Source organism: Lactococcus formosensis, assembly GCF_018403745.1.
In the GTDB taxonomy this organism is placed as follows: Bacteria; Bacillota; Bacilli; order Lactobacillales; family Streptococcaceae; genus Lactococcus; species Lactococcus formosensis.
In genome coordinates, this window is the sequence record NZ_BOVP01000007.1 from 51355 (window position 1) to 65098 (window position 13744).

Consider the following 13744-nt stretch of genomic DNA (forward strand, 5'->3'; position numbering starts at 1 on the left):
GTGTTGTGATATAATAAAAAATGTCTTTAGGCACTATATGTTGTGTTTGTGTCTTGAGGCGTATTGAAGCAAAATAGTGTGTTCATTACCTCAATGAACCTTTTCACATAGTATTCTGGAAATTAGAATACAAAAAGTTAGGAAGGAAAAAATGGCAGTGTTAGTATTAGCTGGAACAATTGGAGCTGGCAAAAGTTCACTTACAGAAATGTTGGCAGAGGATCTAGGAACAGAGGCGTTCTATGAAAGTGTAGATGATAATGAGGTTTTACCTCTCTTTTACCAAAATCCACAAAAATATGCCTTTTTGTTGCAAATCTATTTTTTGAATAAGAGGTTTGACTCGATTAAAAGGGCACTTTCGCATAACAATAATGTACTTGACCGTTCAATTTATGAGGACAGTTTGCTTTTTCATCTGAATGCAGACTTGGGACGAGCAACAGATATTGAAGTAGAAGTTTATGATGCTTTGTTGGAAAATATGTTAGAGGAAATCAACACAATAACTTTCAAAAAGCGCCCTGATCTCTTGATTCATGTGAGTGTTTCTTTTGAAAAAATGCTCGAACGTATCCAGAAAAGAGGACGTGAGTTTGAACAATTGGAATATGACAGCTCACTTTATGACTACTATCAAGAGTTGAATAAGCGCTATGAAAAATGGTTTGAGGATTTTGATATTTGTCCGAAAATTCAAATTGACGGCGATAAGTATGATTTTGTTGAGGATGAAAAAGCAAAACTATTTGTCCTTAAACAAATTAAAGACAAGCTCGCAGAAATTGAGGAGGAGAACAGCAAATGAATTTAACTGTTTTCTTATCGGCCCGAGATGGAAAAAATCCGACTCATTTATTGCGCAGTAAGAAACTCGGAGAAGCAATAACGCGTAGCGGGCACACCTTAGTGTATGGAGGTTCTCAAGAAGGATGTATGGGTGCTGTATCGGATGCGGTGCTAGAGAATAAGGGACAAGTTATTGCTGTTTATCCTGAAGGAGTCTTACCTTTAGAGCCGCCACGTCAAAATGCAACAGAGCTTTATCTGGCTAAAAATATGGATGAACGTAAACGTAAGTTGATTGATTTAGGTGAAGCATTTATTATTTTGCCTGGAGGCTTTGGGACAATGGAAGAAGTTTTTCAGCTCCTGACGGAGATGAGCATTGGACAAACAGAAATACGGCCGGTTATTTTCATTGATAAAGACTTCTATCTTCCTTTATTTAATATGATTCAGCAACAAACCAAAGAAGAAATGTTGTCTTTAGAAGTTTTAGAAGCTGTCCATCTAGTTGAGACAACGGAACAAGCCATGCAGTTATTAGGAGACTTAAATTATGAACAAGCTATTTGAACAAGAAGTAAAAGTGTATCTTGCAGCACCCTTTTTCAGTGAGAGTCAAATTCAAAAAGTGGAAAAATTGGAAGCAGCACTTGCTAAGAACGAAACGGTTGCCTCTTATTTTAGTCCGATGCGTTGCCAACGTCCAGAAGGATTAGCAGAGGATGTTGAACCATTTACACCAGTGTGGGCAAAAGCTACAATGGAAAACGACGTTAAAGAAGTGGAGGCTGCTGATGTAATTGTTGCCATTTTAGACTATGATGGACAGGATACGGATTCGGGTACTGCATGGGAGTTAGGCTATGCGATAGCGAAAGGCAAACCGACTTTCTTGGTTCGTTTTGAAGAAAATGGACCGGGAAACATTATGCTCACAGAGCGAAATACCGCCTTCTTCACCGAAGCTGAACAAGTAGAAACATATGATTTTATGGAAGCTCAACCCCTACCTTATACCGGCAAATATATATAGTTATTATTTATTTTTAATTCATTTTGGGGCTAACAAATAATAAAAGAGAGATGTATTGTTGTGCTCTCTTTTTTATTTTTTTATTGAAAGAGAAGAATATCCTGAGATTATAGTCTATAATCAAGGGTATGAAAAGGAATAGGGGTTAAGAAAATGTTATAATAAAGGCACACATTTTTTATAGGATAAGAATAAAGTTTTTTATGAAAAATAAAAGAGGAGGATGAGGGACACGAGAAATATGTTCAAGGAAATCACAATAAACTTGAAGCATTAAGAAAAAGATTTAGACAACGTGTTAAAATAATACTATGACAAAAACAAAAATCATATTTATGGGGACTCCTAAGTTTTCTCAAACGGTATTGCAAGGATTGATTGATAGCCAACGTTATGACATTTTAGCTGTCGTCACACAGCCTGATCGTAAGGTGGGACGTAAGCAAGAGCTTCGTCAAACACCCGTAAAAGAGCTGGCATTGAAAGCGGACTTGAAAATTTTACAGCCTGAGAAATTATCTGGTTCAGCTGAAATGGATGAATTACTGGCATTTGGTGCTCAAGGTGCAGGTATTGTAACGGCAGCCTTCGGGCAGTTCTTGCCAGGAAAATTACTTGATGCAATGGCTTTTGCAGTAAATGTTCATGCCTCTTTGTTGCCTAAGTATCGTGGTGGAGCACCGATCCATTATGCAATTATGAATGGCGAAAAAGAAGCAGGCGTGACCATTATGGAAATGGTCAGAAAGATGGATGCAGGGGATATGGTTGCGAAAGCTTCTACTCCGATTTTAGATGAAGATAATGTAGGAACGATGTTCGAAAAATTAGCTATTATCGGCCGTGATCTTCTTCTTGAAACGTTGCCTCTATACGTTGCAGGAGAAATCAAACCAGAAGCGCAGGATGAAACACAAGCGACTTTCTCTCCAAACATTAGCCCTGACGAAGAAAAAATTGACTGGTCAAAAAATAACCGTCAAATCTTTAATCAAATCCGTGGTATGAATCCATTTCCTGTAGCACATACCCTCTGGAATCAAGGACGATTCAAAATCTACAACAGTCGTCCTATCGACACAGAGAAACAAGGACAACCTGGTGAAATTATTGATAAAACAAAAAAATCCCTCATAGTGGCAACAGGTTCTGGTGCTTTAGAACTTCTCGAAGTACAGCCAGCTGGAAAGCCCAAAATGGATATTATTAGTTTCCTTAATGGTTTAGGACAGAAAGTAAATATAGGAGATCAATTTGGCAAATAATGCAAGACAAGTCGCACTTGACGTGCTCAACGATATTTTTGGGAATGATGCGTATGCGAATATTGCCTTAGATAGAACATTACGTGAAGTAGAACTTTCGGACTTAGACCGTAATTTTGTAACAGCTTTGGTTTATGGTGTCGTATCTAAAGAAAAACTTTTGGAGTGGTATTTAGAGCCTTTCTTTAAAAAACAACCAAAACCGTGGGCGAAGATGCTATTGATAATGACCATATATCAAATCCTTTTCATGGATAAAGTGCCAACCTCAGCTGCCGTTGATGAAGCTGTTAAGATAGCTAAACGTAAAGATGGGCAGCAAGCAGGAAACTTTATCAATGCTGTTTTGCGCAATTTTATGCGTTCAGAGCGTCGAAATGAAGAGCCAAAAACTTGGGAAATCAAATACTCCATGGCTAAACTTCTTTTGGATAAAATGGTACGACAGTTTGGCGGAAAACGTACAGGAATGATGTTAGAGAGCTTAGAAAAACCAAGTAAAGCCAGCCTCAGAATAATCGATCCTCAAGTTACTGTTCCAGATACAGTACCCTCAGAACTCTCTCCTGTTGGGCGTGTGGCAGATCATGGTAATTTTGCACATAGCCAAGCATTTATTGAAGGGAAAATTACTATTCAGGATGAGACCAGCCAGCTGGTAGCGCCACAACTTGAATTAACAGGAAGTGAACGGGTTCTTGACGCTTGTGCTGCACCAGGCGGAAAGACAACTCACATCGCTCAATACCTTGATGATGGGCATGTCACAGCTTGTGATCTCTATGACCACAAGTTAAAACTCATTGAAGATAATGCAGAACGCCAAGGGGTTTGGGAAAAAATTACGACAGTCAAAGCAGATGCAACGCAATTAGCAGAACGCTTTGCGGATGAAGAAGACTTTGATCGTATCTTGGTTGATGCACCTTGCTCTGGGATTGGTTTGATTCGTCGTAAACCTGATATCCGTTATCGTAAGGAAAGCTCTGACTTTCTTAATTTACAGGGAATTCAACTGAAAATTTTAGACAGTGCTTCGAAAAAGCTAAAGAAAAATGGTATAATGGTCTACAGTACCTGCACAATTTTTGATGAAGAAAACTTTGAGGTGGTAAATAAATTCCTTGAGACTCATCCAGAATTTGAACAGGTTGAAATTTCGCATGAAAAAGAAGATATTATCACAGAAGGTTGTATTTTCATTACACCAGAAATGTATCATACAGATGGTTTCTTTATTGCGAAATTCAGAAAACTTTAATTCTTTTATAAGGAGCAAAAGTGGAATATAGTATTTTATCAGACATTGGTATGAAACGTACCGCCAACCAAGACTTTGCAGGCACTTATGTTAACCGCGCAGGCTATCGTCTTTTTCTTTTAGCAGATGGTATGGGGGGACATAAAGCAGGCAATGTCGCGAGTAAATTAACCGTAGAGGATTTGGGAAAATTATGGTCGGAATCATTTTTTGATGACGGCACACCTGTTGCGACAATGGAAACATGGCTCCGCAACCAAATCCGTAATGAAAGTGAAAATATTGCAGATTTAGGTAAACTTGATGAGTATCAAGGGATGGGGACAACGCTTGAAGCTTTAGTGATGCAAGAAGGCCAAGTGATCTCGGCTCACGTCGGTGACAGTCGTACCTACTTAATTCGTGATGGTCAGATGCAAAAAATTACAACAGACCATTCTTTAGTTCAAGAGCTTGTTGATGCAGGTCAAATTACTGAAGAAGAGGCTGAAATACACCCTAACAAAAACATCATTACGCGTTCTCTTGGTCAGTCGGCTGAAGTTCAAGCTGACTTACAAGCTGTGGATGTTCAGCCGGGAGATTATCTTCTGATGAACTCTGATGGTTTGACAAATATGATATCCTCTGAGGAGATTTTAGAAGTTGTCTATTCAGAGGCGAGTATTGAAGAGAAGACGGAAATACTTGTAGGTCTTGCAAATGAAGCAGGCGGACATGACAATATCACAGTGATCTTAGTGAAAATTGACGAAGAGTCTGTAGTGATGAATGAAGATGTGGAGGTTGACTGATGATTCAAATCGGAAAAATCTTTGCAGATCGTTATAAAATCATTAAAGAAGTTGGCCGAGGGGGTATGGCCAATGTTTATCAAGGGGAAGATACTTATCTTGATAATCGTCAAGTAGCGATTAAAGTTTTACGCTCTAATTTTGAAAACGACAATATTGCAATTGCTCGCTTCCAACGAGAAGCATTTGCAATGGCAGAACTTTCTCATCCTAATATTGTGAGTATTTCTGATGTAGGAGAGTCTGAAAATCAACAGTATATCGTCATGGAATACGTTGATGGAATGACTTTAAAACAATACATCAATGAACACGCTCCTTTGTCAAATGATGAGGCAGTGAACATTACTTCAGAAATTCTTTCAGCTATGGAATGTGCGCATAACCATGGTATTATTCACCGTGATTTGAAGCCACAAAACGTATTGCTCTCTCAAAGTGGGAACGTGAAAGTGACGGACTTCGGGATAGCCAAGGCCCTGACAGAAACGAGTTTAACGCAAACCAACACGATGTTTGGAAGTGTTCACTATTTATCGCCAGAGCAAGCGCGTGGGGCGAATGCAACACTTCAGTCAGATATTTATGCTATTGGTATTATTTTGTTTGAGTTGTTGACAGGGCAAATCCCGTTTGACGGGGATTCTGCAGTAGCGATTGCTCTAAAACATTTTCAAGAAAATGTACCAAGCATTATTAATATCAATAAAAATGTTCCTCAAGCATTGGAAAATGTTGTAATCAAAGCAACAGCTAAAGATATTCACAATCGTTATGCGAATGTTGAGGAGATGATGACAGACCTAGCTACGGCTACCAGTTTGGATCGTAAAGGGGAGCCGAAGCTTACCTTTGATAAGGACTTAGATGCAACTAAAGCTTTGCCTAGTAAGTTAATCAATCCCTATGATACAAAACCTCTAATTGATAATCCGCAATCAGAACAAAAGGACGAAGCAAAAAATAGTGTTGCCGAAGACAAGGTGAAAACAGATCCGGAGCTAATAAAGAAGAAATCACGTAAAGGATTGATTGCTTGGATTGTTCTTGCACTTGTACTTATCGCAGGAGGTGTTACAGCTTGGATGATTACAACGCCTCAAAATGTCTCTGTTCCTGATGTGACAAATATGACACAGGAAGAAGCAGAAAGTAAGCTAAAAGACAAAAATCTTACTGTTGGAAATATTATTCCTGAATTAAGTACGACCGTTGAAAAGGACAAAGTAACACGTACAAATCCTGAATCAGGATCTAATGTTCGAAAAAATAGCAAAGTAGATATCTATGTTTCACAAGGTGCAAGTGGCTTTAAGATGGACGACTATGTCGGACAAAAGTATGAGGACGTTGTGGATGAGCTTGTTTTGAATAAAAATATCAGCAAGAGTCAAATTAAGGTAAATTATGTGACAAGCTCTGAAGCTTCAGGTACTATTGTGAAGCAAACACCAGTTAAAGGAGAGTTTTTCGATCCAACAGGTAATGATCAAATCACATTTGATGTGTCTGAAGGTGAGACGGTAATTATGCCTGCGCTTGCCCTTACTGCAGGTGGCTTAAGCTCAACATCAGCAATCAGTTACCTCAATCAGCTGCAAAGTCTTGGAGTACCTAAATCAAATATTACCTTTGTTGATGCAAGTACAGCAAGCGAAGTTTCAAGTTCTAACCTTAATGGTTATTACGTAACACAAACCAGCCCTGAGTCAGGAAAAGAATTTAATCCGTCAAATACAAAAATTACCTTGACAGTGGCGAAAGCTAACAATAGTAATACAGGTGGCAATCAAACGTCAGAAACAACACTGGAAACAACAACACCAGAGACGACTCCAGAAACAACACCGGAGACTTCACCAGAACAAGGTAAAGACTCTTCCAACCAAGAAAAAGATTCTTCCTCAAACAATGGAGACACGAATAGTACAACGGAACAAGCGTCTTGACACAAAAAAACTTCCAGATATCTGGAAGTTTTTTATATAGTAAAAGAAAAAAACTGCCCAAAGGCAGTTTTTTCTGAGTCTTAACGACGAAGACCGAGTGAAGCGATAAGTTCGCGGTAACGTTGAACATCTTTTTCACGAAGGTAAGCAAGAAGGTTACGACGGTGACCGATTTTTTTCATCAATCCACGGTAAGTTGCGTGGTCTTTTTTGTGTGATTTGATGTGGTCGTTAAGGTGGTTGATTTCCCAAGTCAAAACAGCGATTTGAACTTCAGGTGAACCAGTATCGCCTTCAGTACGTGCGTATTGCTTGATGATTTCTTGTTTTTTTTCTTTTGAGATTGCCATGAGTTTTTCTCCTTTTTATTTAGTGCTCATACTGAGTAGAGCGCAGGCAAAGCGCAAAACCAAGAATGAGTTGTAAAAAACTACCTACTTATCTTACACTATTTTTATATTTTTTACAAGCTTATGAGGTGACAAAAGCGGTTTTAGTTTAAGGTGTTCTCTTTTTCAATCGTTGCAGTGATTGCATCAATTACTGTAGCTACAAAATGATTTTGTTCTAAAGAAACAACACCAGCAACGGTGGTTCCACCAGGACTTGAAACTTTATCGACTAAAGTCCAAGGGCCCTCTCCGGATTCCAAAATCATTTGAGCAGATGCTGCAACGGTTTCTGCAACGATTTTTGTAGCCTGATCTTTAGGAATACCATGAAGAACACCAGCTCGGCTTAAGGCGTCAACGAACATATAGATATATGCAGGACTTGAACCAGCAATAGCGGTAAATGTAGAAAAGTCCTTTTCAGCAACTTCATGAACAGTACCGATTGAAGAGAAAATTTCTTGAGTCAACTGGTAGATGTCTGAACTTACATATTCGTTACGTACGATAGCAGAAGTTGACTTTTGAATTTGTGCATTAATGTTTGGCATTACGCGGATGATTGGAAAGTCATATGTTTTAGACATATCTGATAATGCTTCTAAATCAAAACCAGCTGCGATTGAAATAAGAGTTTTATCTTTCGTAAAGAGAGGGGAAATCTCTTCCATAATGTCAGGCAAAATTTGAGGTTTAACAGCCATAACGATAAGATCAGATTGTTCAACGAGTTCACCATGTGAGTGACTCGCAAATACACCTAAGTTATCAGCTTGATCTTTTGTTTTTCTCAAATCACGCCCTGAAATAAGTACGCGGACATTTGACTTATCAAGTCCAGTAATGATAGCAGATGCCATCTTACCGACACCTATAAAACCAATTGTTTTCATTTTATCTCCATTTTCTTTATAGTAGGACTTCCTTCATTTTAGCATATATTTTAGCATATTTATAGAAACAAAGACAATAATTAGAAATACTCTTAGAGTGTGATATAATTAATGTATATTCTATTAGAAATTTAATAAGTTTTGGAGGCCATATAAAATGGAAAAATATGCAATTATACTCGCAGCTGGAAAAGGGACGCGAATGAAATCTTCTTTACCGAAAGTTCTTCATAATGTGGCTGGGAAAACAATGTTAGGTCACGTTTTACAAAGTGTCAATCAAGTCGATATGGCAAAACGTATTGTGATTGTTGGGCATGAAGCGGACAAAGTTATTGAAACTCTTCCTAAAGGGACGAACTTTGTGAAACAAGACGAGCAGTTGGGGACAGGACATGCAGTTCGTATTGCCTCAGATTTACTTGAAAATGAAGAAGGCGCAACATTGGTTATTGCGGGTGATACTCCATTAATTACAGGCGAAACTTTAGAACAATTGTTTGAGTATCATGTAGCCCAAAAAGCCACAGCAACTATTTTAACAGCTCTTGCACCAAACCCAACAGGCTATGGACGTATTATCCGTGATGCAGAGAACTGTGTGGAAAAAATTGTGGAGCAAAAAGATGCTTCTGAAGAAGAACAAGCTATTCAAGAAATTAATACAGGTACTTATATTTTTGATAATAAAGCTTTATTCGCAGCACTTGAAAATCTCACAACAGATAATGCACAAGGTGAGTACTACTTGACAGATGTTATCGAAATTTTCAAAAAACAAGGGGACAATGTTACAGCTCATATCTTAGAGGATTTTGATGAAAGTCTTGGTGTAAACGATCGTGTAGCGTTAGCACAAGCAGAAAAAATTATGCGTCGTCGTATCAACCACCAACATATGGTCAATGGTGTAACACTTATTGATCCTGAAACAACCTATATTGATGCAGATATCGAAATCGGTGAAGAAACAATCATTGAACCAAATGTCCAAATTATGGGTAATACCGTTATTGGCAAGAAAACTTTGATTACAAGTGGAAGCCGCATTGAGGATTCAGAAATTCATTCTCATTGTGAAATTCGTTCGTCATGGATTGAAAGCAGTAAAATGAACATCATGAGTAATGTTGGACCATATGCTCACTTGCGCCCAGGAACGGTTCTCAGCGAAAAAGTTCATGTGGGTAACTTTGTTGAAATCAAAGGATCAACACTCGGTAAAGGAACAAAAGCCGGTCACCTTACTTACATTGGTAATGCAACAGTTGGTGAAAAAGTAAACTTCGGTGCTGGAACAATCACTGTAAATTATGATGGACAAAATAAATACAATACGGAAATTGATGATTTTGCCTTTATTGGTTCCAACTCAACATTAGTTGCGCCACTTCGGGTAGGAAAAAACGCCCTAACTGCTGCAGGATCAACAATTACTAAAGATGTTGCACCAGAAAGTATCGCAATCGGGCGTTCACGTCAAGTTGAAAAATCAGGTGCAGCACGTCGCTTGCCGCATTTTCGTGGTGAGTAAAACATAAGAAAATAAAGATAACGGAGATAAACATGCGAGAATTTGACGAGAAAAAGTTTGAAGAACCCACTTTGTCTCGTGAGCAAATTTTTCACGGACAAATTTTTCGAGTGGTGAAGGATTTAGTAAGCCTTCCAGATGATACAATGGCAACGAGAGAGTTGGTTTTTCATAATGGCGGCGTTGCTGTTGCACCAATAATTGGGGATAAGCTTGTATTAGTAGGGCAATATCGTAAAGCATTTGAAAAATTTATTTATGAAGTGCCTGCCGGAAAACTTGAAGCTGATGAGCTGGATGATCCGAAAGCAGCTGCTTTACGTGAATTAGAAGAGGAAACGGGCTATACAGCAGAACAACTTGTCGAAATTACGAGCTTTTATGGTACACCTGGTTTTTCATCTGAAAAAACATATCTTTATTTCCCTATTGGACTCACGAAGGTTGAAAACCCTCGTCCCAAGGACGAAGGAGAATTTCTTGAGATGATTGAAGTGACACTCTCAGAAGCTAAGACGATGATTGAAGAAGGTCAAATTTGTGATGCTAAGACAATCATGTCTGTTTGGTACTGGGAACTAAAAAGTCTGAAAACACAAGGAGATTTAGATGCCTAAACCACTTTTAACAGATGATATCATCGAGGATGCAGAGCGAAAAAGAAAACGTTTGGAGAGAATTCTCAAAGAAGAGTTAGAGCAAGACCGAGAAATTTCAGAGAAGTATGATAAGCTTGAACGTGATTTATCTAAAAATGCTGTGTATAAGAGTCGTCGCATTGAAAATGCCAAGCAGAAAAAACGAAGTAGCCGTGTAAACAAATGGCTTCTTATTACGTCTCTTGTTGTAATTGGGATAGGAATTTTATTTTTCTGGTATTACTTCTAAATGATATCCATGCCTCACATATATGTGGGGTTTTATTTTAAACTTTTATACTATATAATGTATTTACCACAATGAAAGAAAAAGGAGAATAAAAAATGAAATTAGGAATTATTTGTGCAATGGAGGAAGAACTACGTACTCTTGTAGAAAATCTTGATCAAGCAAGTAAGATTACACGACACGGTTATGTTTTTCATACAGGATCAATAGGTCGTCACGAAGTTGTATTAGTTCAATCAGGAATAGGTAAAGTGATGTCTGCGATGGCAGTGACTTTGCTAGTTGAAGTTTTCTCCGTTGATGGGATTATTAATACAGGTTCTGCAGGGGCCGTCAATCATGAATTAAAAATTGGTGATGTTGTTGTTGCAGATAGATTGGCTTATCATGATGTAGACGTTACAGCCTTTGGTTATGCCTTTGGTCAAATGGCGCAACAACCACTTTATTTTGAGAGCAGTAAATATTTTGTTTCAGAACTGAAAAAAGCGATAGAGAATCCTGTTGTCGGTTTGATTACAAGCTCTGATAGCTTTATTTCTAGCGACAGCCGTATAGCTGAAATCAAAAACCACTTTCCAGATGTTTTGGCTGTTGAAATGGAAGGGGCTTCTATTGCGCAAGCAGCAACAGCATTAAAGAAACCTTTTGTTATTATTCGTGCAATGTCAGATACAGCGAGCCATGACGCAAATGTGAAATTTGATGAATTTATTATTGAAGCAGGTCGTAAATCTGCCCAAACATTAATGAATTTTCTGAACAATATGAAATAAACGATAATTAGCTGACTTTTTCACCAAAAAAAGTTATAATAATAAAATCAATACATGGAAGTGGAGAAGAATGAAATGACTATTACTCAAGATTTCACACAAAGACTTTATGATAACTTTGCAGAAAACCAAAAATTTCGCGCCGTTGAAAATGCAGCGACGAAAAATGGGCTCCTGAATGCTTTGGAAGTTCGTAGCTCACATGCCAACAATATTCCAGAGTTTTCAATTGACCTTACCAAAGATAAAGTAACGAATCAAAAACAATCAGGTCGTTGTTGGATGTTTGCTGCTCTGAATACTTTTCGTCATAAAATGATTGGACAATTTAAGTTAGAAAACTTTGAACTATCACAGGCTTACACTTTCTTTTGGGATAAATACGAGAAGTCAAATTGGTTTATGGAACAAATCATTAACCATGTGGATATGGACGATCGTCGTTTGAAATTTTTGCTCCAAACGCCACAGCAGGACGGTGGGCAATGGGACATGGTTGTTGCACTTTTTGAAAAATACGGTGTCGTTCCTAAAGATATTTATCCTGAATCAGCAGCATCTTCTAATTCGCGTGAACTTAACCAATATTTAGACAAGTTGTTGCGCCAAGATGCTCAATTATTGAGAGAAGCACTGGCAAATGGTGAGGATGTACAAGTTCTTAAAGAAAATTTGTTACAAGAAATTTTTAACTTTTTAGCAGCAACTCTTGGACTTCCTCCGCAACATTTTGAATATGCATTCCGTGACAAAGAAAACACATTAGAAAAATTCTCAGGCACAGCCCAAGAATTTTATGTTCAATATGTGGATATCAAACTTGATGACTATGTTTCAGTCATTAATGCACCAACAGAAGATAAACCTTACAACAAATCATACACGGTTGAATTTCTGGGAAATGTCGTTGGAGCTCGTGATGTTAAGCACTTGAATCTTGACATGGATCGTTTCAAAAAACTCGCAATTGCACAAATGCAAGCAGGCGAAACAGTTTGGTTTGGTTGCGATGTTGGACAAGTTTCAAACCGTAAAGATGGTTTGTTGACTCTTGATGCATATGATTTTGAGACATCACTTGATATTCAGTTTATACAGGATAAGGCCTCACGTTTAGATTATGCGGAATCTTTAATGACACATGCTATGGTTTTAACAGGTGTAGATTTGGACGAAGATGGAGCACCTACGAAATGGAAAGTGGAAAACTCTTGGGGTAAAGATGTTGGTAAGGAAGGGTATTTTGTGGCCTCTGATGCTTGGATGGATGAATATACCTACCAAATCGTAGTACGCAAAGATTTGCTCACTCCTGAAGAACTTGCAGCCTACAATGCTGAACCACAGATCCTCTTACCTTGGGATCCTATGGGAGCTTTGGCTTAAAATAAGAGAAGATGTCCCATATGGACATCTTTTTTGCTATAATAATATTATGGAAAATACGGATATCATATACGGCTTACATGCTGTAACAGAGTCACTCAATGCAGGAGTAGTCAATAAGCTCTATGTCGAGGAAAAATTACGGGGTAAGAACGTTGAAAAAATCAAGGAACTTGCGCGTGAAAAAAAAGTAAACATCTCTTGGACACCAAAAACTGAGTTAAATAAAATATCAGAAAATGGTGTACACCAAGGTTTTGTTGCACGTGTGGCAGAATTTGCTTACGCAGAGTTAGCGACGATTTTAGCGCAAATTTCAAACAAAGAAGCAGCAACAATTTTAATTTTGGATGAGTTGACAGATCCTCATAATTTAGGCTCGATTGCTCGAACTGCTGATGCTACAGGAGTGGATGCTATCATCATTCCGAAACACCGCTCAGTAGGGATTACACCAATCGCGGTAAAAGCAAGTACAGGGGCGCTTCAGCATGTACCTGTAGTACGTGTCACAAACCTTTCTCAAACGCTAGATAAATTAAAAGAAGCTGGTTTTTGGACTTTTGGAACCGACATGGATGGTACAACTTATTCCAAATGGAATACTTCAGGAAAAGTTGCATTGGTAATTGGTAATGAAGGAAAAGGTATTGGCCAAAATCTTAAGAAACAAGTGGATGAAATGATTACGATTCCTATGGTTGGCCATGTTCAAAGTTTGAATGCAAGTGTTGCTGCTAGTATTTTGATGTACGAAATTTTTAGAAATAAAATGTAAGGGGAA

Annotated in this window: 15 protein-coding genes; 13 read left to right on the forward strand and 2 right to left on the reverse strand. The window is 38.2% G+C overall.

Annotated features, from left to right (window positions below; genetic code table 11):
• Positions 1-151: 151 nt before the first annotated feature.
• The 7 genes from KJS37_RS08505 (at position 152) to pknB (ending at position 7091) form a co-directional block, all read left to right on the forward strand.
• A complete protein-coding gene (locus tag KJS37_RS08505; protein ID WP_017369117.1) occupies positions 152-808 on the forward strand; it encodes a deoxynucleoside kinase in 657 nt (218 codons plus the stop codon).
• Positions 805-1359 (forward strand): LOG family protein, encoded by a 555-nt coding sequence (locus KJS37_RS08510; RefSeq protein WP_165713921.1) that lies wholly within the window; start codon positions 805-807, stop codon positions 1357-1359. The genes KJS37_RS08505 and KJS37_RS08510 overlap by 4 nt, the downstream gene beginning before the upstream one ends.
• A complete protein-coding gene (locus tag KJS37_RS08515; protein WP_017369115.1) occupies positions 1343-1822 on the forward strand; it encodes a nucleoside 2-deoxyribosyltransferase in 480 nt (159 codons plus the stop codon). Before KJS37_RS08510 ends, KJS37_RS08515 begins: the two co-directional genes overlap by 17 nt.
• A 311-nt stretch (positions 1823-2133) precedes the next feature.
• Positions 2134-3087: a methionyl-tRNA formyltransferase gene (gene fmt / locus KJS37_RS08520; RefSeq protein ID WP_017369114.1), complete on the forward strand. Its 954-nt coding sequence runs from the start codon at positions 2134-2136 to the stop codon at positions 3085-3087.
• Positions 3077-4348 (forward strand): 16S rRNA (cytosine(967)-C(5))-methyltransferase RsmB, encoded by a 1272-nt coding sequence (gene rsmB, locus KJS37_RS08525; protein WP_213496877.1) that lies wholly within the window; start codon positions 3077-3079, stop codon positions 4346-4348. Before fmt ends, rsmB begins: the two co-directional genes overlap by 11 nt.
• 20 nt (positions 4349-4368) lie before the next feature.
• Positions 4369-5142, forward strand: coding sequence for a Stp1/IreP family PP2C-type Ser/Thr phosphatase (locus KJS37_RS08530; protein WP_165713924.1), 774 nt, complete (start codon positions 4369-4371; stop codon positions 5140-5142).
• The gene (gene pknB, locus KJS37_RS08535) at positions 5142-7091 is read left to right on the forward strand and encodes a Stk1 family PASTA domain-containing Ser/Thr kinase (protein WP_213496879.1); all 1950 of its coding nucleotides are present in this window, start codon (positions 5142-5144) and stop codon (positions 7089-7091) included. Before KJS37_RS08530 ends, pknB begins: the two co-directional genes overlap by 1 nt.
• Positions 7092-7171: 80 nt before the next feature.
• Here pknB and rpsO read toward each other — a convergent pair whose 3' ends face one another.
• Complete coding sequence (gene rpsO, locus KJS37_RS08540; protein WP_017369110.1) at positions 7172-7441, reverse strand: 30S ribosomal protein S15; 270 nt, start codon at positions 7439-7441, stop codon at positions 7172-7174.
• A 143-nt stretch (positions 7442-7584) separates the two neighbouring features.
• A complete protein-coding gene (proC, locus tag KJS37_RS08545) occupies positions 7585-8376 on the reverse strand; it encodes a pyrroline-5-carboxylate reductase (protein ID WP_017369109.1) in 792 nt (263 codons plus the stop codon).
• Between the two features lie 157 nt (positions 8377-8533).
• Between proC and glmU the strand changes: the two genes are divergently transcribed.
• The 6 genes from glmU (at position 8534) to rlmB (ending at position 13738) form a co-directional block, all read left to right on the forward strand.
• The gene (gene glmU / locus KJS37_RS08550; RefSeq protein ID WP_017369108.1) at positions 8534-9910 is read left to right on the forward strand and encodes a bifunctional UDP-N-acetylglucosamine diphosphorylase/glucosamine-1-phosphate N-acetyltransferase GlmU; all 1377 of its coding nucleotides are present in this window, start codon (positions 8534-8536) and stop codon (positions 9908-9910) included.
• Between the two features lie 32 nt (positions 9911-9942).
• Complete coding sequence (locus tag KJS37_RS08555) at positions 9943-10527, forward strand: NUDIX hydrolase (RefSeq protein WP_213496881.1); 585 nt, start codon at positions 9943-9945, stop codon at positions 10525-10527.
• Complete coding sequence (gene macP, locus KJS37_RS08560) at positions 10520-10798, forward strand: cell wall synthase accessory phosphoprotein MacP (RefSeq protein ID WP_017369106.1); 279 nt, start codon at positions 10520-10522, stop codon at positions 10796-10798. Before KJS37_RS08555 ends, macP begins: the two co-directional genes overlap by 8 nt.
• Positions 10799-10893: 95 nt before the next feature.
• Entirely contained in the window at positions 10894-11574 is a 681-nt protein-coding gene (locus KJS37_RS08565; RefSeq protein ID WP_017369105.1) for a 5'-methylthioadenosine/adenosylhomocysteine nucleosidase, read from the forward strand.
• A 75-nt stretch (positions 11575-11649) separates the two neighbouring features.
• A complete protein-coding gene (gene pepC, locus KJS37_RS08570) occupies positions 11650-12960 on the forward strand; it encodes an aminopeptidase C (protein WP_213496883.1) in 1311 nt (436 codons plus the stop codon).
• A 49-nt stretch (positions 12961-13009) separates the two neighbouring features.
• Positions 13010-13738, forward strand: coding sequence for a 23S rRNA (guanosine(2251)-2'-O)-methyltransferase RlmB (gene rlmB, locus KJS37_RS08575; RefSeq protein WP_017369103.1), 729 nt, complete (start codon positions 13010-13012; stop codon positions 13736-13738).
• Positions 13739-13744 lie beyond the last annotated feature (6 nt).